Source organism: Kriegella aquimaris (assembly GCF_900103215.1).
Lineage (GTDB): Bacteria > Bacteroidota > Bacteroidia > Flavobacteriales > Flavobacteriaceae > Kriegella > Kriegella aquimaris.
In genome coordinates, this window is the sequence record NZ_FNGV01000001.1 from 100164 (window position 1) to 121693 (window position 21530).

16 protein-coding genes are annotated in these 21530 nt (G+C 39.1%); 8 read left to right on the forward strand and 8 right to left on the reverse strand.

What is annotated here, in order from left to right; genetic code table 11:
* Positions 1–82: 82 nt before the first annotated feature.
* The gene (locus BLS33_RS00425) at positions 83–1741 is read left to right on the forward strand and encodes an LVIVD repeat-containing protein (RefSeq protein ID WP_089884176.1); all 1659 of its coding nucleotides are present in this window, start codon (positions 83–85) and stop codon (positions 1739–1741) included.
* Positions 1742–1816: 75 nt separating this feature from the next.
* Here BLS33_RS00425 and BLS33_RS00430 read toward each other — a convergent pair whose 3' ends face one another.
* A complete protein-coding gene (locus tag BLS33_RS00430) occupies positions 1817–2947 on the reverse strand; it encodes a TlpA disulfide reductase family protein (protein WP_089884178.1) in 1131 nt (376 codons plus the stop codon).
* Between the two features lie 106 nt (positions 2948–3053).
* Complete coding sequence (locus BLS33_RS00435) at positions 3054–3548, reverse strand: hypothetical protein (protein WP_089884180.1); 495 nt, start codon at positions 3546–3548, stop codon at positions 3054–3056.
* Positions 3549–3645: 97 nt separating this feature from the next.
* Between BLS33_RS00435 and BLS33_RS00440 the strand changes: the two genes are divergently transcribed.
* Positions 3646–6558, forward strand: a complete 2913-nt coding sequence (locus BLS33_RS00440; RefSeq protein ID WP_089884182.1) for an FAD-binding and (Fe-S)-binding domain-containing protein — start codon at positions 3646–3648, stop codon at positions 6556–6558.
* Here BLS33_RS00440 and BLS33_RS00445 read toward each other — a convergent pair.
* Positions 6547–7404, reverse strand: coding sequence for a UDP-2,3-diacylglucosamine diphosphatase (locus BLS33_RS00445; RefSeq protein ID WP_089884184.1), 858 nt, complete (start codon positions 7402–7404; stop codon positions 6547–6549). The two genes, BLS33_RS00440 and BLS33_RS00445, sit on opposite strands and share 12 nt — an antisense overlap.
* 189 nt (positions 7405–7593) lie before the next feature.
* On the opposite strand from BLS33_RS00445, the gene aroC reads away from it, so the two are divergent.
* From aroC to BLS33_RS00465, 4 genes are all read left to right on the forward strand, one after another.
* Complete coding sequence (gene aroC / locus BLS33_RS00450; RefSeq protein WP_089884186.1) at positions 7594–8658, forward strand: chorismate synthase; 1065 nt, start codon at positions 7594–7596, stop codon at positions 8656–8658.
* Positions 8659–8722: 64 nt separating this feature from the next.
* Positions 8723–10048 (forward strand): dicarboxylate/amino acid:cation symporter, encoded by a 1326-nt coding sequence (locus BLS33_RS00455; protein ID WP_089884189.1) that lies wholly within the window; start codon positions 8723–8725, stop codon positions 10046–10048.
* Between the two features lie 132 nt (positions 10049–10180).
* Positions 10181–11050, forward strand: a complete 870-nt coding sequence (locus tag BLS33_RS00460; protein WP_089884192.1) for an alpha/beta hydrolase — start codon at positions 10181–10183, stop codon at positions 11048–11050.
* Positions 11037–11846: an alpha/beta hydrolase gene (locus BLS33_RS00465; RefSeq protein ID WP_089884194.1), complete on the forward strand. Its 810-nt coding sequence runs from the start codon at positions 11037–11039 to the stop codon at positions 11844–11846. Before BLS33_RS00460 ends, BLS33_RS00465 begins: the two co-directional genes overlap by 14 nt.
* A gap of 3 nt (positions 11847–11849) precedes the next feature.
* Here BLS33_RS00465 and BLS33_RS00470 read toward each other — a convergent pair whose 3' ends face one another.
* A complete protein-coding gene (locus BLS33_RS00470; protein ID WP_089884197.1) occupies positions 11850–12272 on the reverse strand; it encodes a thiol-disulfide oxidoreductase DCC family protein in 423 nt (140 codons plus the stop codon).
* Positions 12273–12293: 21 nt separating this feature from the next.
* The gene (locus BLS33_RS00475) at positions 12294–14102 is read right to left on the reverse strand and encodes a tetratricopeptide repeat protein (protein ID WP_176801294.1); all 1809 of its coding nucleotides are present in this window, start codon (positions 14100–14102) and stop codon (positions 12294–12296) included.
* 398 nt (positions 14103–14500) lie between these two features.
* On the opposite strand from BLS33_RS00475, the gene BLS33_RS00480 reads away from it, so the two are divergent.
* On the forward strand, positions 14501–16054 hold the full coding sequence (locus BLS33_RS00480; protein WP_089884203.1) for a thiol-activated cytolysin family protein: 1554 nt from the start codon (positions 14501–14503) through the stop codon (positions 16052–16054).
* Between the two features lie 160 nt (positions 16055–16214).
* Here the strand turns inward: BLS33_RS00480 and BLS33_RS00485 are convergent, their stop codons facing one another.
* Genes BLS33_RS00485 through BLS33_RS00495 form a run of 3 tightly spaced genes read right to left on the reverse strand, consistent with a single transcriptional unit; the run spans position 16215 to position 20212 of the window.
* Positions 16215–18389: an endonuclease MutS2 gene (locus BLS33_RS00485; RefSeq protein ID WP_089884205.1), complete on the reverse strand. Its 2175-nt coding sequence runs from the start codon at positions 18387–18389 to the stop codon at positions 16215–16217.
* A 54-nt stretch (positions 18390–18443) separates the two neighbouring features.
* Complete coding sequence (locus tag BLS33_RS00490) at positions 18444–19286, reverse strand: hypothetical protein (RefSeq protein ID WP_089884207.1); 843 nt, start codon at positions 19284–19286, stop codon at positions 18444–18446.
* Positions 19286–20212 carry an aldolase/citrate lyase family protein gene (locus tag BLS33_RS00495; protein ID WP_089884210.1) on the reverse strand — a complete coding sequence of 309 codons (927 nt, stop codon included), beginning with the start codon at positions 20210–20212 and terminating at the stop codon, positions 19286–19288. Before BLS33_RS00495 ends, BLS33_RS00490 begins: the two co-directional genes overlap by 1 nt.
* A gap of 243 nt (positions 20213–20455) precedes the next feature.
* Here BLS33_RS00495 and BLS33_RS00500 point away from each other — a divergent pair, with 243 nt between their 5' ends.
* Positions 20456–21508 (forward strand): DUF6340 family protein, encoded by a 1053-nt coding sequence (locus BLS33_RS00500; protein ID WP_089884212.1) that lies wholly within the window; start codon positions 20456–20458, stop codon positions 21506–21508.
* Positions 21509–21530 lie beyond the last annotated feature (22 nt).

The window sequence follows — 21530 nt, forward strand, 5'->3', positions numbered from 1 at the left end:
AAGAAAGTAGGTTTGATATATACGCTCTACCTAATTTTGTCGTTACGTTAGAACCCAAATCTAACTGGTAAACCTACTTATTATGAAAAAAAGAGTTTTTATAGCTTCTGCTATTTTAGGCCTTGTGGCATCTTGTAGTGACGAAACAACTGTTTTTAGCGATCCACAAGATGATGTTCAACTGGAGAGCAACCAACAAGTGCTGCAGAACAGTATCATATACGACAATGCCGGTGTTCTTGATATCTTTGAAGATGACACATCCACTGCTGGAAAATCAAGCAAGGTAGTAGATGGTGAGCAAGCCGGTGATTATCCTTTGACATTGGTAGCTCAAGTCGACCCACCTTCTTATTCAGGGGCGACAAACCTTACGGCATCGCATGTACATGTTGATGGTAACTATGCCTATGTTTCCTATAACACAGTTGAAGGTGGTTATGCCGGAGGTATCGATATTATCGATATTAGTGATCCGAATAATCCCACGGTAACTTCTCGACTAAATTATAGTAATGCCGATATAAATGCCATCAAGTATGAAAATGGTTATGTCTATGCTGTCGGTGGTGTAGATGCTGAAAAGTCGGTTTCAGCAACATCAAACTCTTTTGTTGCACGTATTGCCGCCTCGAATGGTCGACTTGATATAGACGCCGGAATAACCTATGGTTTTCAGGAAGGATATAATGCTACGGATGTGGAAACAACTTCTGATGCAGTAATCGTAACTAGCGGAAAAGACGGTTTCTTGACCTCATATTCTAAGAATAACATTGAAATACAAAGTGAGGTCCCCTTTACCGATTTACGTGCAGTAGCTGTCAATAATGGAGCTATAGCCGTATTAGATGCTAGTAAGGGCGTTAGCATCTTAGATGATAGTTTTCAAATGATAAAGGAAATTGCGATAGATTCGGATTTTGGTGACAATACCAAAAGAACTTTGGCTTTTTCAGGTGATAACATTGTGGTTTCTGAAGGGTCAAAAGGCGCAGGTATCTATAGTGTATCTACCGGATCGCTGATAGAATATGTTCCCATATTTACTAACCCTGAAGGCGTAGATAGTGGAGACGTTGTGACCAATGCGGTTGTGATAAATGAAGATGTGTTGCTTATGGCTAATGGCGGGGCCGGTCTATGTTTGTCTGAAGATCAAGGTGACAATACCACTTTGGTGGGAATCATCGAATTGGAAGGATCAATAAACTATGTAGAATCAAAGGGTGATTATATTTTCGCAGCTTCTGGAAAAAGTGGACTGCAGATTGTAAAATTAAATAGGCCTGATGAAAGCCTAACCAATAGATGTGCATCATTATCTTACTATTCGGGAAGTTCAAGCTTGAAAATAGATGAAGGCCAAACTAGGGAATATAAAGGTGCAAAAAGATTTAGAAAAATAGAAGTTGATGGTTCTTTACTGTTGTGTGGCTCTTGGACCGTAAGTGGCGAAGTTGCAATCGGAGATAATGGTTTATTTGAAATGAATGGAACATTGGCAGTCGGTCGAAACAACTCAGTCGGTCAAAACAATATAGATAGCATCGTTGTTGGTAAGAACGCCACCTTTCGTGTTGAAGGCAATTTATCAGTTTATGGTAATTTGACTTTGGAGGAAGGAGCAATTATTGAATTTATCGGAGATGCTTCAATTGTCAACGTTTTTGGAGAAGTCAACAAAGCTGACGGAGCGGAAGTTTCAGGTAATTTTATTGATATTCAAAGCAAATTCTAACTGAACTTAATATAAATGAAAATGCCCTGGAAACATATGTTTCCAGGGCATTTTCATTTATATAATTAGCAACTACTATTGCAGCAGTTCGGCGACCTTTTCCTCCAAAGCATTTCCTCTGAGGTTTTTTGCTACAATAATACCATTTTCATCCAATAGAAAAGCAGCGGGTATAGCGTCTACATTGTAGAGTTTGGCGATTGCATCGTCAAAATAGGCAACGTTGGAAACATGGTTCCAGATTAAACCATCATCTTCAATAGCCTTTTTCCAGTCTTCGGCTTTCTTATCCAAAGAAACCCCGATTACGTTAAGACCTTTTTCATGATATTTTTTGTAAACTTTTACGATGTTCGGGTTTTCTGCACGACAGGGTTTACACCATGCTGCCCAGAAATCAACCAATGTTACTTTGCCTAATGCATCATTTAATGCTAATTCTTCTCCACTTGGGGTAGGGGCCGAAAAATTAGGGGCCTTGGCGCCAACTGCCGAACTTTTGGCACTTTCATCCTTGGCTTTTAATGCTTCCAAGTTCTTCAATATATCTTTGGCAACTGTCGTTTCCTTGATTTCAGGAGAAAGTCCGTCATAAAGTTCCTGAATTTTATCCGTAGCTACCATTCTTGATGCCATGGCTCTATCAATTAACAATACCGAAATTAGTCCGGTCGGATTATTCTTTATATAATCCAATTCAAAATTTTTGTATTCTTCTTGAAGCTCCATCATCTCATCACGTAAAGAATTGATCAATACCGTGTCTTTTTTCATGGCGGCACCCTGAAGGTCACCTTGAACACTTTGAGCCCGCTGTGAAATGGCCAAAGATTGCTCCATATAATCTGAGAAAAGTTCGTTTTGTGGGGTTCCTTCTAGTTTAGCAAGGCCTAAGCTATCTTTTTGTGCGCTAAGTTGAATTTCTCCATCTTCGATAATAACCACCATGTTTCCTGGTAGTTGGTCTACAAAGACATAATGCAGTTCTGGAGTTCCTGCCTCGCCGGTAAAAGTAAATTTCCCGTTTTGTACCAAAGCCGTATCAATATCGACCAATTGTCTTTCTTCTCCCATTTTTCGAAGGAAAACTTTGGTGTCATTTTCAAGGTCGCCGGTCAAAGTTCCTGCTATGGTGTAACCATCTTTTTTATCACTGCAGCTAACGATGGCCATTAATGTACAAAGGGAAATAAAAACTTTTTTCATCAAATTATTTTTTTAGATCTGCAAATGTAGTTATATAAAGGCACATAAAAAAAGTCCTTAACATTTACATGTAAAGGACTTTTGGTAAAGCTATACTTCTTTTTTTTTAAAATTGGTACCGTATACCCAAGGCGATATCGAAATCGAAACTGTCTGAAAAGCCGTCGTAGCCAACTACGCCTATTTCTGGCCTAAAGTCTAACGATAACAATAAGGGGAAGTCGAAATTATATTCGATACCGATATCTCCGGCAGCGAATACAAACAAACCACCATCTGGTGTATCATTCGGCCTAAGCGCAAAATCGACACTGCCCAGACCTCCTCCGGCCCCATAATACCAGTTAAAGCCTTGATCGATACTATGCACCCATTGATGTAGGGCCGCAAGTTTGAAGGCATCATAATAACGGCTGTCCCTCCAGCCCAAATCGAGTTCCAAGCGTGTATACCTACCCAATGATTTTTGATACGAAATCTCGGCCCCAAAACCATCACTGTCACCCAATCGGAGTCCAAGTGCATGGTCTGATATTTCTTGGGCGCTGGCAGAAATCGAAATAAAACAAACCGCAATAGCAAATAGTTTAAAAATTTTCATAAGTGTTGTATTTCTGTTTTTAAATTTAAAAAATGGCACATTAAGACACCTTGATAAAACAATAAAAACTTAATTTAGCCGTCAAAATTGTTTCGACTTGCTTAAAAATTTACTAAATCGTCTGGCTGATAGGTTTGAAGGAGAACTACGAACGGATACCCTGACCACCACTCTTTATGCCACAGATGCGTCTGTCTATCGCAAATTGCCAATGGCCGTTGCATTCCCAAAGAATACTAATGACATTAAGTTATTAATTGAATTTGCCACGGCTCATAAGGTAGGTCTTGTTCCAAGAACAGCAGGTACTTCTTTAGCGGGTCAGTGTGTGGGCGATGGAATTATTGTAGATGTTTCACGCCATTTTACTGAAATTCTAAATTTTGACGAAGAAAAAAAACAAGTCACCGTACAACCCGGGGTCATACGGGATGAATTGAATCTATACTTAGCGCCATATGGCCTTTTCTTTGGTCCCAATACATCAACTTCAAACCGTTGTATGATTGGAGGTATGGTAGGAAATAATTCTTCTGGTACTACATCTATACAGTATGGCGTAACAAGGGACAAGGTCGTCTCATTAAAAACTATTCTTTCCGACGGAAGTGAAGTGGAGTTCAAAGCGGTATCCCCTGACGAATTTAAGGCGAAGTCGACTGCAGATTCATTTGAATCATCCATTTACAGAAATATAAATAAAGAGTTATCAGACAAAGAGTTACAAAAAATTATTTCTAGTGAATTTCCAAAGCCAGAAATTCATCGTAGAAATACGGGGTACGCAGTTGACGAACTTTTAAACAATCGTATTTTTGGTGAAACTCAGGAAGATTTCAATTTCTGTAAACTCTTGGCAGGAAGCGAAGGAACCCTCGCTTTTACCACCGAAATCACCCTGCAATTAGCCGAGTTGCCGCCAAAACTTTCTGCTATGGTGGTTACACACTACAAAACTTTGGAGGACTGTTTAATCGATGTGATTCCCGTCATGCGACATAATCTCCATACCTGTGAGATGATGGATCGAGTCATTCTCGATTGCACAAAAAATAACAGGGAACAATTAAAGAACCGTTTTTTTGTAAATGGTGACCCGGCTGCATTATTGCTGTTGGAAGTAAAAGCGGATAGTGAAACTGATTTAGAAGGGCAATTGAGCGAATTGAAAGCGACAATTCAAAAATCGGGATTGAGTTATGCACACCCTGTTCTTAAGGGTAATGAGGTGAACCAAGCGATTGAACTTAGAAAAGCCGGACTTGGACTTTTAGGAAATATGGTTGGTGATCGTAAAGCGGTTGCATGTATCGAGGATACGGCGGTTGCTCTTGAGGATTTAAAACCATTTATTCTGGAGTTCAGTGCAATTATGAAGGGGTATAACCAAAACGCTGTTTATTATGCACATGCGGGAGCAGGGGAGTTGCATTTGCGACCTATTCTCAACTTGAAGAAATCTGAGGATGTTTCCCTTTTTAGAGACATTACCACCGATGTGGCAAAGTTGACAAAAAAATATAGAGGATCTTTCAGTGGTGAACATGGTGATGGTATCGTACGCGCCGAGTTTATTCCTTTAATGATAGGGGGGCAGAACTATGAATTGTTGCGACGGATAAAATCATATTTTGATCCGAACAATATATTTAATCCTGGAAAGATTGTGGATGCTTTTCCTATGGATGAATCCCTACGTTATGAAATCGATCGCGTAGAGCCTGTGATTCCGACCTTATTGAATTTTTCGGATAGTGAAGGTATTTTAAAGTCTGCCGAAAAATGTAATGGTAGCGGTGATTGCAGAAAAACAGAAAAAATGGCAGGGGCCATGTGCCCAAGTTTTCATGCCACAAGAAACGAGCAACATACTACGCGGGGTAGGGCCAATACCTTACGCGAATTTTTGACGCAGTCCGAGAAACCGAACAAATTTGACCATAAAGAGTTGAAAGAGGTTTTCGACCTTTGTCTTAGTTGTAAGGCCTGTGCTTCGGAATGCCCGAGCAATGTCGATATTGCCACTTTAAAAGCAGAGTTTTTATATCAATATCAAGAAACCAATGGCTACCCGTTGCGAAATAAATTGTTTGCCTATAACACGAAACTGAATCGTTTGGGTAGTAAAATGGCAGGTATCACCAATGCGGTATATGATTCTTCCCTTTTGGGTGGATTGTTGAAGAAATCGGCAGGGGTAGCACCAGAACGAAGTCTGCCAAAAGTTTCAAGTTTTGATTTTGGTAAACATTTACAATTATTTGACAATCAAAATAATAAGTCAAGACAAAATGTAGTTCTCTATATTGATGAATTCACGAATTATCTTGATGTTGATTTAGGTAAAGATGCAATCGAAGTATTGACTAGATTGGGTTATCAAGTGGAACTTTTTTATGCAGAAAGTGGTCGTACCTATCTTTCAAAAGGATTTTTGAAACAAGCAAAAAAATTGGCGTTGAAGAATATAACGCAATTAAAAAAGTTCGCTGATAAAAAGGTGCCTGTTATTGGTTTAGAGCCCTCGGCGATTTTGACTTTTAGAGATGAATACAAGCGTCTATCCGATGATGCCGATACTACGAATGCAATTGCTTTGAATTCGTTTTTGATTGAGGAGTTTCTTAGCTTGGAAATACAGAAAGGAGAACTGACTTCAGATTTGTTTACCAAAGAAGCTCGACAGGTTAAAATTCATAATCATTGCCACCAAAAGGCGTTGAGCAATCAAAAAGTGACCTTTGATGTATTGAATCTTCCTGAAAATTATTCAGTTACTATAATTGCCTCTGGATGTTGTGGAATGGCAGGTTCTTTTGGTTATGAAAAAGAGCATTACGAGGTAAGCATGCAAGTTGGGGAGCTCAAATTATTTCCCGCTGTTCGAAAATCTGCGGATGATATTGTTATCGCGGCGAACGGGACTAGTTGTAGACATCAAATTTATGATGGTACTAAAAGAAAGGCCTTGCATCCGATAACGATTTTTAAAAATGCGTTAGTCGATTGATTCCTTATCCTTATTTTTTTTCTCGACTGGAGCGGATATGGAAGCAATCAATTCATTGATGTCCATTTCCTTTAGTTCCTCATCCACAAAAAAGGGTAAAAGCTTGTCTTGTTTGTACCTATAAATTTTCCAGCGTTTAAAGGAATATTCCAAGGCAGTTAGGCTTTCAATCCAATCACCTGAATTTAGGTAAGTGCAACTTCCTCTTTTAGTCGTATGAACTTGCTTTTTCGGTTGATGTATGTGTCCGCAAACCACATAATCGTATCCGTGTTCAATCGCCATACGAACTCCCGATTCCTCAAAATGTTGGGTGTATTGTTCAGCCTGACTTGCACTTTTTCTTATTTTTCGAGATAAGGAATATCGTTCTTTTCCCAGTTTTATAAGCACCCAATTAGCCCACCTATTAACCAGAATAAGCAGATAATAACTATAACTGCCTAATTTTGCCAACCATTTAGCATTTTGAATAGGTAAATCAAAAACATCACCATGAAAGAACCAGGCCTTTTTGCCATGTAATTGTAATACCAACTTATCGACCACGTGCAGATTACCCATTGAAGTGCCACTAAATTTTCGGAGCATTTCATCGTGATTACCGGTAATATAAAACACCTCGGTGCCCTTTGAAGCCATGCTAATGAGTTTTCGCAATACTTTCATATGGGAAGGAGGAAAGTATCGCTTTGAAAACTGCCAAACGTCAATAATATCACCGTTCAATATAAGTTTTCCAGGATTTATACTGCTTAGATAGGAGAGTAGCTCGTCTGCACGGCTCTCCAATGTACCAAGATGAACGTCGGATATAACGGCTATTTCTATTTTTCTTTTTTTCATCGGGCAGTTTACTACAAATTAAGTCATTGGTAATAAGATAGATGTGAAGTTTAAATAAATAAAATGTTAAGTGAAGTTAAGTTTTGATTAAGTCTATAGCCTTGTGGACTTTAATATTAAATGGTCGGTTTTGGTTTTGGGGATTTTAAAAATTACCTTTGACACCTTTAATAATAAGCAGAACCGAACATGGCCGGAAATACATTTGGACACCTTTTTAAATTGACCACTTTTGGAGAATCTCATGGCAAAGCCATTGGTGGGGTATTGGATGGCTGCCCGGCAGGTCTTGAACTCGATTTCGAAGCGGTTCAAACAGATTTAGATCGAAGAAAACCTGGGCAATCGGCCATTGTAACCCAAAGAAAGGAACCGGATACAGTAGAATTTTATTCCGGGATTTTCGAGGGTAAGACTACAGGTACGCCAATTGGTTTTGCTATTCATAATACCAATCAAAAATCGAACGATTATTCGCATATTCGAGATTCTTATCGCCCATCACATGCTGATTACGTGTATGATCAAAAATATGGCTTTCGTGACTATCGTGGCGGTGGACGCAGTTCTGCTCGTGAAACGGCCAGTAGGGTAGTGGGCGGGGCTATCGCCAAACAATTTTTGCAGGGTATAGAGATTAATGCTTTCGTCTCGCAAGTCGGAGCTCTGCAATTGGAAAAGGCATACGATGAATTGGATTTCTCTTTAATAGAATCAAATCCTGTGCGCTGTCCCGACCCTGAAATGGCGCAAAAGATGGAAGATTACATCAAAAAAATAAAAAAAGAAGGCGATACCGTCGGAGGCGTCATTACCTGTGTTGCCAAAAATGTTCCTATCGGTTTGGGAGAACCTGTCTTTGATAAACTACATGCAGATCTTGGAAAAGCGATGCTATCGATTAATGCTGTGAAAGGTTTTGAATATGGTAGTGGTTTTGAAGGGGTCAAAATGAAGGGTAGTGCGCACAATGATCAATTCAATACCGATGGCACCACCAAAACGAACCATAGCGGGGGTATACAAGGCGGGGTGAGTAACGGAATGGATATTTACTTCAATGTTGCTTTTAAGCCTGTTGCAACCGTTATTCAACCTTATGAGACCATTGATAAAGAAGGCAATAAGGTGATGACACAAGGTAAAGGTCGGCATGATCCCTGTGTAGTTCCACGCGCTGTGCCTATTGTTGAGGCCATGACCGCTCTAGTTCTTGCCGATTTTATGCTTCTTGGTCGGGGATCTAAGTTGTAGTACACTTTTTAGCGGTTCTAGTTGTAATTTGTTATATTGATCGAAGAAATCTAAGAAACAATTTATGAGGAAAATGGAGCTGCATTGGAAGATTTTGATTGGGATGGTCTTGGGCATTTTGTTCGGGTTTGGCATGACACAACCAAGCTGGGGCGAACAATTCGTTGCAGATTGGATACAACCTTTAGGTACCATTTTTGTCAAACTGCTCAAGTTGATTGCTATTCCCCTTATTCTGGCCTCATTGGTAAAGGGAATCTCTGATTTGAAGGATATTTCCAAGTTCAGGAACATTGGTCTACGTACCATAGTAATCTATATCTGTACGACCATAGTAGCGATTACTATCGGTCTTGTTTTGGTCAATATCTTGCAGCCTGGGGAAGGTATCTCAGAAGAGACGATAACAAAGCTCACCGAAACCTATTCCAATGATAGTGGGGTTACTTCGAAACTGGAGGAAGCCTCAAAACAAAAAGATAGCGGACCCCTCCATTTTTTGGAAGAGATGGTGCCCGATAATGCTATTTTTGCCTTGAGCAATAATAGCTTGATGTTGCAAGTGATTTTCTTTACTATTTTTCTGGGTATTTCAATGCTCTTGATAGGGGAAGAACGCGCCAAACCCTTAAAAGATTTTTTTGACTCCCTCAATGATGTGGTGCTCAAGATGGTCGATTTGATCATGTTATCTGCACCAGTCGCCGTATTTGCGCTGCTGGCCAGTGTTGTGGCCTCCTCGAGCGATCCTGAGTTACTCGTTGCCCTTCTCAAATATGCAGGAGTAGTGGTTCTGGGTCTATTCTTGATGATTGTTTTCTATTCGATTGTCGTAGCCTCGTTTACCAAATACAATCCACTTACATTTCTACGTAAAATCAGTCCGGCGCAATTGTTGGCATTTTCAACTAGTTCGAGTGCGGCAACACTTCCTGTTACTATGGAACGTGTAGAAGAGCATATCGGCGTAGATAAGGAAGTTACAAGTTTCGTACTCCCGGTCGGAGCAACAATCAATATGGATGGCACAAGCCTTTATCAAGGCGTTGCTGCCGTTTTTATTGCGCAGGCCTTGGGGTTCGAACTTACCATATCAAGTCAATTGACCATAGTACTTACTGCATTGTTGGCTTCTATTGGTTCTGCAGCGGTACCTGGTGCCGGTATGGTGATGCTCGTTATCGTTTTGGAGGCTATTGGTTTCCCCCCTGATAAACTGGCCATTGGTTTGGCTCTTATTTTTGCAGTGGACCGACCTTTGGATATGTGCCGCACCGTTGTGAATATCACAGGTGATGCAACTGTTGCTATGATAGTAGCGAAATCGGTTGGTAAAATGGGAAAACCCAAAGTTGAAAATTGGGACGATCACTTGGATGAAGTAAAGTGATAAATTTGTTGTGCCACACGCCTTTGGTTACATTGTTATTATCCATTCTTCCGAAAGTAACGAACTGCTTTTAAGTGAAATAGAATAGGCTACTTAATTCTTTTCGCTAATTTAGAGTATCTTTAGGTAACTATGTGGGGTATTGTTCTCTTGGTGGTCTTCGTCCTCTTTGTGGCAATGAATGTCGCCACATATTTTCTGCAAGAACGTTTTATTTTCAAACCCGAAAAATTACCGGAAGATTTTGAGTTCAAATATGCCAATCAAGTTTTTGATGAATATAATATTGAGATTGACGAAGGCGTCAATTTAAATGGGGTTCATTTCAAGGTTAGGGAACCCAAGGGTGTCGTTTTCTATCTTAAAGGAAATTCCAGAAGTTTAAAGGGATGGGGGAAGTTCGCCATCGACTTTACCCGTTTAGGTTTTGATGTGGTGATGGTAGATTACCGGGGCTTTGGAAAAAGTACGGGTATCAGAACAGAAAGCGGAATTAAAAGAGATTTGCAATATGCGTACGACGAACTAAAGAAACAGGTTGATGAAAAATATATAATCCTGTATGGTCGGTCATTGGGCTCTGGCTTTGCCACCAAATTAGCATCGACCAATAATCCGCGTATGTTAATATTAGATGCCCCTTACTATAGTGTGAGTCATATTGCTAAGCGTTTTTTGCCATTGATGCCCATGTCGTTGGTACTTCGTTTTCCTATCAAAACCTATAAATGGATTCAATATGTTCAATGCCCGATAAAAATTCTTCATGGCACCAACGATAAACTTATTCCTTTTAAAACGAGTATAAAACTATCGAAAATAAAACCTGAAATTACGCGATTGTATCCTGTCATCGGCGGGGGGCATAACAATCTTCATACATATCCGCAGTTTCATCGATTTTTAGAGGAAATATTGCACGCAAAGTTGCCCAAAGAAATTGATCCCGAAAATAGTAGCCTGAGTTTTAGAAGAAAAAAAATTAAGCATGCAAAGGCTTAAAATTTTATTTTTAGGTTTTATCACATTATTAATTACTTCAATAGGTATGTTATATTTTTTTCAAGAAAGACTGCTTTTTAGAAGTACTAAACTTCCTCAAGATTATTCCTATCATTTTGATACCGACTTTCAGGAGCTTTTTTTGACGGCTGCAGATGGCGCCGCTCTTAACGGAATCCATTTTAAACAACCGAACCCAAAGGGTATCTTGCTATATTGTCATGGAAATGCCGGAGCTTTGGATACTTGGGGAAAGTGGGCGGAAGAATTATCGAATAGATATAACTACGACGTAGTTGTTTGGGATTATCGAGGCTATGGAAAAAGCCTTGGTAAAAGGCGCCCTGAACGTATGCTTGATGATGGTATGTTATTTTATGAGTATTGCAAAAGCCACTTTAAGGAAACCGATATGGTTCTTTTTGGACGGTCATTGGGTGGATTCTTCGCTACGCATTTGGCTGTGAAAAATAATCCGCTAAAGGTGATTCTGGAATCGACCCCTACGAGCATTTTAGGAATTGCCGAAGAGCAGTATCCATTTCTTCCATCAAGGCTATTACTCAAATACCAGTTTCAAAACGATAAGAATATCGAACGTATCACAAACGCGTCTACCTATTTTATTCATGGCACCCATGACGATTTGGTACCCTATGACCATCAAAAGAAGCTTTACAAATTATCGGAAGCCAAAGTCAAAAAAGCCTTTGCCATTGACGAAGCAAACCACAACGATCTTGTAGCGTTTGATACATATTTTAAGGTCTTGGATGAAATTTTTGAAAAGTTATGAATACTACAAAAATTTGGCTTTCAATTCGGGCGTGGGAATCATACATTGGTCTTTTTTACCATACCATCGATACCGATTCTTAGCAATAATATCATATACGATATTTCTGATACTCGTGGGTATCCATTTAAATACGGTAAGCGCCGACCAACCCCCTCCGATTTCGTTACAGATTTCTAATGCAGCATCCGATTTCGTATAATAAGCAACCCCAGGGTCGATTAGAATAATAGAATCTAATTCGGCAGTATCAATATTTCGCTCTGCCAATAACGATTGACCTATTTCGCTTTGTAAAGCGGCATAGCGAAAAATGTCTTTTTTATCATGCCTGATGACGAATTGAACAGAACTGTTGCACAGGTTGCAGACCCCATCAAAAAGTATTATTTTTTTATTTGTTTCCACCTGACAAAGATACACCATGGCAATTGAAACTTAAATGATTTAAAGCCTATTTAAAAAAGTAGTTAAGTCGATTTCCTTATCCAATGCGAGCTTCTTCTTTAATCGATATTTAGACTTTAAGATACTATCGGGCATTACATTAAACATGGCCGCGATTTCTTTGGTGGAAAGATTCATACGTAAAAAGGCCGCCAACCGTATTTCCTTTTCGGTTATATCGGCATAAACAGTCTTTAATTTTTGATCAAAATCGTTATGAACGTCAGCGAAATAGGTTTTAAAGACCTCCCAGTCCTTATCTTCGGCGTTCTGTTTCTTTAATAACATCACGATACGCCGAAACTCTATTTTAAATTTTTCCGGAGAATTTTTCAAGCTTTCCAAATTCTCCTTTAGTTCTTGAATAAAAGTATTCTTTTGTACGAGATGCAGGGTTTGACTGGCCAGTTCCTTCTTTTTATGTTCAATCTCCTGTTTGTAGATTTCTTCTTGTTTTTCACGGGCTATTTTATTCTTTTTCATGCGTTGGCGAAACCCGAAGAATAGCAATCCGGAAACGGCAAGCAACGAAAACATACCACCGGCAAAGAGACTTTTGGTCAACTTGTCTACCTTGACTTTTTCATTCAGTGTTTTTATTTCTTCTTCATGAAGCGCTAAGGCGGCTTCTTTTTTTTCGGTTTCGTATATGGTCTGCAACTCACTTAATTTAGTGGCCTTTTCGACATTATAAATACTATCGTTTAATTGCTTGAATTCTTCTTGGTAATACAGGGCTTTTTCTAAATCGTCGGTGCTTTTGTAGATCTTAGAAAGACTTTCATAACCGCGATTTATATTGTCGAGGATTTCGGCATCTTTAGCTATCTGAACTCCTTCAAGGGTGTTTTTTAGTGCAGTATCATAAGTGTTAAGTTCAAAATCCGCTTTTCCCAAATCGATCAAATTCGATGATTCGCCCATTTTGGTTCCAATTGAGCGCGATAGCTCCAAGGCTTTTGTAAAATAGCTTTTAGCGGCTTGGTTGTCTCCAAGTTTTAAAAGTAAGTGGCCATAATCATTGAGTGCGATTCCTTCCAATGAGGGGGCATTGATCACCAAGGCAATTTTTATGGCCCTATCTAAATAGTGCTCGGCACTATCTTTTTGCATCGGTTTTAAATTCCTGAATAGAATACCTAATTTTCTGTAGGCGATTGATTTATAATACTGGTCATTGGTGTTCTCAAATAATTTCATGCATTGTCTATAATAGTCTTCCGCCTCATTGTAATTACCCATACTTTCATAGTTATCGGCAATTTTGATTAAAGCATCTCCATATCGCGCCGAATCGTTATGTTTTTCAAATATTTTTGAAGCCTTAATGGCATTTTGTAGTGATAATATGTATTGTCCTTTCTCAAGATAGATTCCCGAAGCATGGTCATAAATACTACCTAGGCGAAGGGTGTCATTTATTTCGATAAATTTATTTTCGGCCAATTTATTGTAGTGAAAAGCACTGTCGTAAAGTCCCTGTGCTTGATGGTTGAGTCCAATGTTGAAGAACATCGAACCCATCATTCTTTTACTATTGTGTTTTTCATATATTTTCAATGCCCTTAAATATTCGCTATTAGAGGCCGAATAGTCAGATAAGTACGAATAGGCAATTCCCAATCTTTGATGGCCGCTTGATATTCCGGTGTCATACTTCAATGTATTTGAGAGTTCGATCATTTCCTTCGCATATTTTATGGCGCTGTCTACATCACTATTGATTGTAGCCCGCCATAAATCAACCAAAATATAGACGGAATTGGTGTCTTTTTTGGCGCTTTTGAATACTGAAAGTAAACTATCCATCTTTTTTTGATTCGAGCCGTATTGCGAAAACCCGATTAGAGAGCAAAGTCCAAAAGTTAATAGAAGTAGTGTAGTCTTTGGTTTCATCTTGGTCTTTGGTTTAGATTTCTAAGATAGCCAATATATCATTTCATGAAAAGGTGTCATCCGAATGGTAAAAGTTGTTTGTCCATGAGGTGTCCATCCGTTTTGTACTATAAATAAGATGAAAAATGGTTTTAAAGTGCTGAATTTGTTGTGTTTATGTATTTATTGTGGTTCTTGTAAAATTTGTCATGTCCACATTCGGTAAGGGTAAAAATCCATGGAGATGTCCATACTTTGTCCATGCCCAAAATTAGGCGAAGGCGTGTTTCACGGTTAGTTTTGAAGTGTTGAATCCTAAAAAACTTTAAGTCATGAAAGCATTTTCCAAAAAAATCAAAATTATTACGAAGCTCATTTTTATTTTTACAATGGTGGTAAATTTGTCCTGTAGTAAGGATGACGATGAAATTGATAAAGGCCAGGGCACTGACTTCAACGCCCAAGTTGCGCAGCTCCAATTTTTTGATCAGCCTGACGAATTGAAAAGCCCTGAAGAACTTAGTGAATCAAATCCAGAACGGGACATTAAAGACACTTCACTAGAATGTTATGTTAAAACATTCAAAGCAGCACCGGGATATGATGAAATGCTCTCCTTGGACCCTTCGACGGATGTTATTTTTCCGGGTGCCCTGTTGAAAGGAGAATCGATACCAACGGGAGAATATATACCCATTACCGCGAATAGGGCGCCCATTACCTTATCCGCTTCATTAACTAATATCAGTGGAAGTCCCGTTGTAGAAATTGTAGATCCCAAGCTTTCAACTGTGAGGGAAGGCATCAAAACTATTCTTGACCAAGAAGTTACAGGAGCTACTGGGGCACGGTTAAATTTTGAAGTGATCCAAGTATATTCTGAAGAGCATCTTAGTATTGCTTTGGGTGTTAATTATAGAGCAGCGGGGCAGAGCGTTTCAAGTTCATTCAACTTTGACCAATCTACATACAAAAACAAATTCGTATTAAAGTATTTACAAACCTACTACACGATAGATATGGATCCGCCTAGCAATCCTAGTGATTTGTTCCGAGTCTTACCGGATCTAAATTCCTTAGGATCCACCAGTCCTGTGTATGTAGCATCAGTAGCCTATGGCAGAATGGTATTGTATACCATTGAAACCAATGCTAGCCAAACCGATATTGAAGCTGCTTTTGATGCTTCCTTTAAATATAATGAAACTGAAATTGATGCCGAATATTCTAAAATTATAAATGAATCCAGCATCAAGGCACTTATTATAGGTGGTTCGGGCGGTGATGCGGCAGAAGCCATTAACGGTCCGGCCGATGTATATGAATATATTGCGAATGGAGGTAACTATTCCAAGGATTCTCCCGGAGCACCGTTGGCCTATAAATTACGATATATTAAGAAGGGCACTCCCGTGGCGCGAGTGGTATTGACCTCTGAATACCCCATAAGAACATGTGATTTGGCCTATCCCAGATTTAGGATAAGTATAAATAGTCTTCGTATAGCTGACACACCGGGTGGCTTAGAGGGTTCTCATTTAGAAATATACGGTAATGTTACCGGAAAAGTCAATAAGGGGTCTAACAAAGAAGCGAAGTGGAGCCGTAGTAAAGCCAAAAATTTACGATTTACTGGTCTTCATTTTATTAATGAAAGTGTTGAAATTGAATTATACAGACCTAATTACGATGAGGATTATATTGAACTGTCGGGAAGTTTAACAGATGAAGATACCTCATCGGATGATTTCTTGGGAAAACGATCGAAAATGGTATTATTGAGAAGTTTAGAGCCTAAGGCAGCTTCGACAGGAGTGCAATTAATCTTTGATGAGAAACCCCAACACGATGTACGCGCTAATTTTAGTGTTCAACGTGTAAAATAAGTTTTCGAATTATCTAATACAGATTAGTCGGCATCCAAAGTTGTGATTCAGCAGCTTGGGTGTCGACTTTTATATTTTGTAAGAGTAGAACAGGTATGCTAAAAAGCAAGTTAAATCATATACGATTACCTATAATGTTATGATGGTCAATTAAATAATTCTATTTTTTCTTTGCTTCCACCAATTCCAGCTGGTCAACACTGACATTGGTGGTGAAGATGCCATAATTCACAATTGCTTTATTCTTTTCAAGGGAATCGATACTACCAACGGCTTTTCCATCGTGCATTCGCACGCGGTCTCCTATCTTAAAAACAGGCTTGGGCTTGTTTTTTTCCTTTACAATAGCCTTCTTCTTTTCGACCTTCTTGCGTTCGCGAATGACCTTGACCTCTTTTTGTACCTCTTGTTGTACCTGTACTTTTTTGTTGCGTTCGGCTTTTGCCTCGGTGGCTGATTTTTTCTTTCGCTTACTATTTTCGGTTTCTACGATACGCAATAGTTCAGAGACTAAAGGACGCCTCTTCTTATCATGAAAATACTTATCGGCTGCCGTATTTACCTTATTTCCCAATTGGATCATTCGTTGGTCATGGTCGTACAACTCTTGATAATTCTCCAATTTTGATTTGACTTTCGCGTTCAGTTTTTCCAATCGCAATGTTTCTTCACGGGCTTTGGACTCCTCTTCTTGTAAGCGGGAACCTGTTTGAACCATCTTGCTACGCTCTTTTTGTAGCTTGGCAATGGTAGCATCAAAACGTACTTTGCCACGTTCTATCTTTTTCTTTGCTTTGTTGATCAAACTGTAGGGAATACCATTTTTCTGTGCCACTTCGAAAGTGAACGAACTTCCTGCTTCTCCCAATACCAATTGAAACGTAGGCTCTAGAGTTTTCCCGTCAAAAAGCATATTCGCATTCGTTGTATGCGGTAGTTCGTCGGCCAAGGCCTTTAGGTTGGCATAGTGGGTAGTAATTACTCCATAGGCTCCTCGTTCATAAAAAACCTCCAAGAAGGCTTCAGCCAGTGCACCACCAAGTTCAGGGTCGCTACCCGTGCCAAATTCATCGATTAAAAAGAGGGTGTTTTTATCACATTTGCGTAAAAACCGGTTCATGTTCTTCAAACGATAGCTGTAGGTACTTAAATGGTTTTCAATGGATTGGTTGTCCCCAATATCGGTCAATACTGCATCGAATAAACACATGGTGCTGCGTTCGTGTACCGGAACCAATAAACCGCTTTGCAACATGACTTGTAAGAGTCCTATAGTTTTCAACGTAATACTTTTACCTCCGGCATTGGGTCCCGAAATGACGATAATCCGGTTTTCAGGATGAAGTACAATGCTCTGCGGAAACGTTTTTTCTCGTTTTCTTTTGTTGCTCATATACAACAAAGGATGATAGGCATCACGCAAATGTAATTCCCGTTCTGTATTGATGGTAGGCATCAACGCATTCATTTCCGAAGCATATTTGGCTTTGGCGGCAGTAACATCCATATGCGCCAAAAAATCTTGATAATCGGATAGGAGGGGGGCAAAGGGGCGAATTTGGGCAGTTAAAGCGTTAAGAATACGCTGAACTTCTTCCTTTTCATCAAACTCCAAATTATTTAGTTCACGACTGTATTTTAGGGTAGTCTCTGGTTCGATATAGACGATGCTTCCGGTTTTTGAAGAGCCCATCACGGATCCTTTTACTTTTTTGCGGTACATGGCTTTAACCGCTAAGACGCGACGGTTTTCAACTACAGATTCACGAATTTCATCCAAATAATCAGAACCTTGATAAGTGTGTAGGGCAGATGCAAAACTTTGTCCTATTTTACCCTTGACCTGATGCATTTGTTGGCGAATGGTTCGTAAATGTTCCGAAGCATTATCTTTGATCTCTCCGAAACGGTCGATGACCGAATCAATTTCTTTAGGAATTTCTTTATTGACCTCGACCGTTTCCGATTTCGCATGCAGTAACGGAAAATACTCCTTAAATTTCTTAAAGAATTTTTTAAATTCGTTCGTTGTAATGCAGATAGCACCAATACGCCGAAAACCACTGATTTCTAAAGTGGTATTTTCAATTCGCAATAGTTTCAAATCGGAATTGATGCTATCAAAACCATGGTTGGGAATGTGATTGTCACTAATTAGCGATGATAGATATTCTGAGGTCTCTCCTAGAATATTTAAAAGCGTTTCCTTATCCCGTTGTGGAGAAATAGATAAGGCCCTTTCCTTGCCTAACGCTGTACTACATCGAGCTGATAATTGCTGGAGTACCGTTGGAAATTCAAGGTCTTGAAGTGTTTTTAGTGCAATTTTATCCATTGATCAGTTAAATCGATGGCAAAGGTAGGGATTAGGTGTGAATTGGTAAGGCGCCTATATAAAATGTTCTACTGGCAATATTATTTCTTTAATTTCTACCATTAATTTATTCGCTACTTCCTCGTGGCCGACGGCATTCAGACATATTTGGTCCGGAACATCCGTTCCTTTTACAAATTTATAGTCCTTTTCGATATTGTACATGCCAAAAATATCGATGTAATTGCTACCAATAGAAGTAATGAATTTAGACATCCTTGCATTCAGACCTTTACAAATTAAATTTTCCAAATAGGAATTTGGTCTTGATGTTACCCCTAAGTACACTACCGGTATCTTTCTTTTCCTGGAGTATTCATCTATTTTAATTAAAAGATTTTCATATTTCCGTTCAACCTTCTTATGATTGTTTTTTGCCATCCCCAAGAGCAAGAGCAGTGGTCTTATCAGGTTTCTGCTAATTAGGCGCAATAACCTAAGAAGCGTGCTATAAAACCAAGATTCTTTAGATTTTACATGGAGTTTTATTTTCCTGTACAATCCGAACAACTTCTGATAAAGACTTTGTTCTTCGTTTTTCTTTACAATTGATATGTCGCTATCACCTGCTGATTTTGGTGTTCTTTTTTTATAAGTGGTGTTGCTTAGATAATCGTGCGATCGCACCTGAAAAATCATGAGGTCTACAATATTTGAATCGCAAAATGCCTTAACTTTTGGAAAACAATCTATCAAATCGCTATAGGTGATGATCGGGAAGTCAATGTCTATATCATATGCTTCCGAGATTTCCTTTTTCATGCGCCAATGGTATACTTCGTCTTGACCAATGTTCTTCTTGGCTCTATCTTGAACGGCCATGCAACCACTAACTAATACTATTTTCTTTGTAGCCATTACGAATCGTTTGAAGCCAGAACCCTTTGCGCCATTAAAATTTCGTGTGGACTCATTAAATATCCTTTTTCATCAATACCGAAGCCCTTATCGGTATCTTTAGTACACTCCAAGCTATCAAAAATATATTTTGCAAATGTAATTGGATCTCTTTCAATTGTAGAGAAACTGGTTATGCGGGGCTTTCTTGGAATATATTGATCACACCATTCCGTTTGTTTATAGTTCAGTGTCATTTGCCCATATTTTTCTTTGCACATAAAATGCAATTGGTCTAGGGTAAAATTAAATAATTCTTCATCACCAAGATAGAGACAGGGTGAATTGACGAAAGTGAGGTTAGACCCTTTCATATGATATAGTATGTTGGCAACCCATTTCCAATAAGTTACATCGTCATGATGTATAAAGGGGAAAACATTGCTATCAATATTAAAATCCGCATGGCCGAAAATTACATATTTCAGTTCGGGGGTAACCGGTTCAATTATCTCCTTTAGTGACGAAACACCTTTTCTTGTTTCGGCAAAAATGCCAATATTATTAAATTTTATTTTGTTTTCATACAGTATGGAAAGTACTTTTTCGATTTCAAATCTGTCCTCGACTTTTGGTATCAAGATGGTTTCCCAATGTACTTTTTTAAGGTCTTCGAGTAGAAGGATGTCGTGTTCAAACTCTTTTGAATTAACATTGTTAAGTCGAATACCGATACGGTGGTTTTGGTAGATTTCTTCGTAGGAGTTTAATAAAGCTTTTAAAATACCGCGATATTTTTGTTTTAAGGCATGATTTCCTTCTTCACTGGATACGTCTTGGATGCTGTCTTCAATGTCAAATACAAAAACAGCCTTACTTTTTGAAATTTTCTTAAAATAGGATGTAAACCCTTTACTGAAATATTTGATAAAATATAAAACCTCCATATTAAAGAAATAATTAGGTTAAAATTGAATCGCCCATTCATGAAACAGAGCAAAATTTGCTATTAAAACAGAGGGAAAATAGCTAATGACAGCAACAACCTTATACAAAATGAGCCGTGGAGCCGATATTTTCGACCTATGACATGTGTGAAGCGGAAATACGGACAATAATTTGCCCCCTTCCGAAGTTTTAATACCTCCAACTTCAACATATAATCTACTTTGAATTAGAAAAACCACCCCATGAAAAAACGAAACCTATTTCCAATCCTTTTTGGTACAGCAATTATACTGTCATCTTGTAGTGCTACGAATACCTTGACTATGGGCGCCTTGGAGCCTGCAGCGGTTCCTATTCCGTCTGGGGTTCACAGTGCCGGGATAATTAACCGGAGTTTGCCTTCTGAAAATAATAATGTGCTAGATAAAATTGATAAGATTGTCTCGGCAGAAGGATTGAATTTGGATGCCAAAGGTGCGGAAGCCACCATTACGGCATTACATGACGAATTGGAACGCGATATCCGTTTCGAAGACGTTAAAATATTGGAAAGTGGTGCTGATGTTCGAAAAGGGCTTGGTGTATGGCCGGCAACACTTTCATGGAAAACGATAGATATGCTTTGTCAGCAAAATAATGTAGACCTTATTTTTTCATTGGCCTTTTATGATACCGATACACAAGTAGCTTATAATATGACGACCATGCAAATCCCGAATCCATTGGGCGTCAAGGTTTCAGTACCGGCACATGAGGTTAAATTGAATACCCAAATAAAAAAAGGATGGCGCATCTATGATGCAAAAAATAGAAGGGTTTTAGACGAGTTCACATTTCGGGAGGGCATTTATTCCGCCGGTAAAGGCATTAACCCTGTAAAGGCCTTTGAGGCTATTGCCAATCGTAATGAAACGGTAGTGCAATACAGCAAAAACATGGGAAGTGCCTATGGCTTGCGCTTACAACCCCAAAAGCGAAGGATTTCAAGAAATTATTTTGTGCGGGGTAGTGATAAGTTCGTTATGGCCAAGCGTCGTGCACAAACAGGCGATTGGGATGGTGCTGCCGAACTCTGGGAGATGGAACTCACTAACAGTAAATCCAAAATTGCCGGAAGAGCCTGTTATAATATGGCCATTATCAACGAAATAAATGGCAATCTGCCCGAAGCGATGGACTGGGCGTCAAAATCGTATGCCGATTACGAAAATAAAGATGCGCTACGCTACTTAGATATACTTAAATATCGTTTTGCTCAAAATGAAGTTTTGGAGCAACAACAGGCTTCGCGGTAACCATTTTGCGAATTGCGTTTAG

Coding starts and splice junctions, on each gene's coding strand:
- BLS33_RS00495 (WP_089884210.1), bottom strand. CDS start 20,212: ATGGAGGTTTTATATTTTATCAAATATTTCAGTAAAGGGTTTACATCC.
- BLS33_RS00465 (WP_089884194.1), top strand. CDS start 11,037: ATGCAAAGGCTTAAAATTTTATTTTTAGGTTTTATCACATTATTAATT.
- BLS33_RS00475 (WP_176801294.1), bottom strand. CDS start 14,102: ATGGATAGTTTACTTTCAGTATTCAAAAGCGCCAAAAAAGACACCAAT.
- BLS33_RS00500 (WP_089884212.1), top strand. CDS start 20,456: ATGAAAAAACGAAACCTATTTCCAATCCTTTTTGGTACAGCAATTATA.
- BLS33_RS00460 (WP_089884192.1), top strand. CDS start 10,181: ATGTGGGGTATTGTTCTCTTGGTGGTCTTCGTCCTCTTTGTGGCAATG.
- BLS33_RS00470 (WP_089884197.1), bottom strand. CDS start 12,272: ATGGTGTATCTTTGTCAGGTGGAAACAAATAAAAAAATAATACTTTTT.
- aroC (WP_089884186.1), top strand. CDS start 7,594: ATGGCCGGAAATACATTTGGACACCTTTTTAAATTGACCACTTTTGGA.
- BLS33_RS00485 (WP_089884205.1), bottom strand. CDS start 18,389: ATGGATAAAATTGCACTAAAAACACTTCAAGACCTTGAATTTCCAACG.
- BLS33_RS00455 (WP_089884189.1), top strand. CDS start 8,723: ATGAGGAAAATGGAGCTGCATTGGAAGATTTTGATTGGGATGGTCTTG.
- BLS33_RS00425 (WP_089884176.1), top strand. CDS start 83: ATGAAAAAAAGAGTTTTTATAGCTTCTGCTATTTTAGGCCTTGTGGCA.
- BLS33_RS00445 (WP_089884184.1), bottom strand. CDS start 7,404: ATGAAAAAAAGAAAAATAGAAATAGCCGTTATATCCGACGTTCATCTT.
- BLS33_RS00435 (WP_089884180.1), bottom strand. CDS start 3,548: ATGAAAATTTTTAAACTATTTGCTATTGCGGTTTGTTTTATTTCGATT.
- BLS33_RS00480 (WP_089884203.1), top strand. CDS start 14,501: ATGAAAGCATTTTCCAAAAAAATCAAAATTATTACGAAGCTCATTTTT.
- BLS33_RS00490 (WP_089884207.1), bottom strand. CDS start 19,286: ATGGCTACAAAGAAAATAGTATTAGTTAGTGGTTGCATGGCCGTTCAA.
- BLS33_RS00430 (WP_089884178.1), bottom strand. CDS start 2,947: ATGAAAAAAGTTTTTATTTCCCTTTGTACATTAATGGCCATCGTTAGC.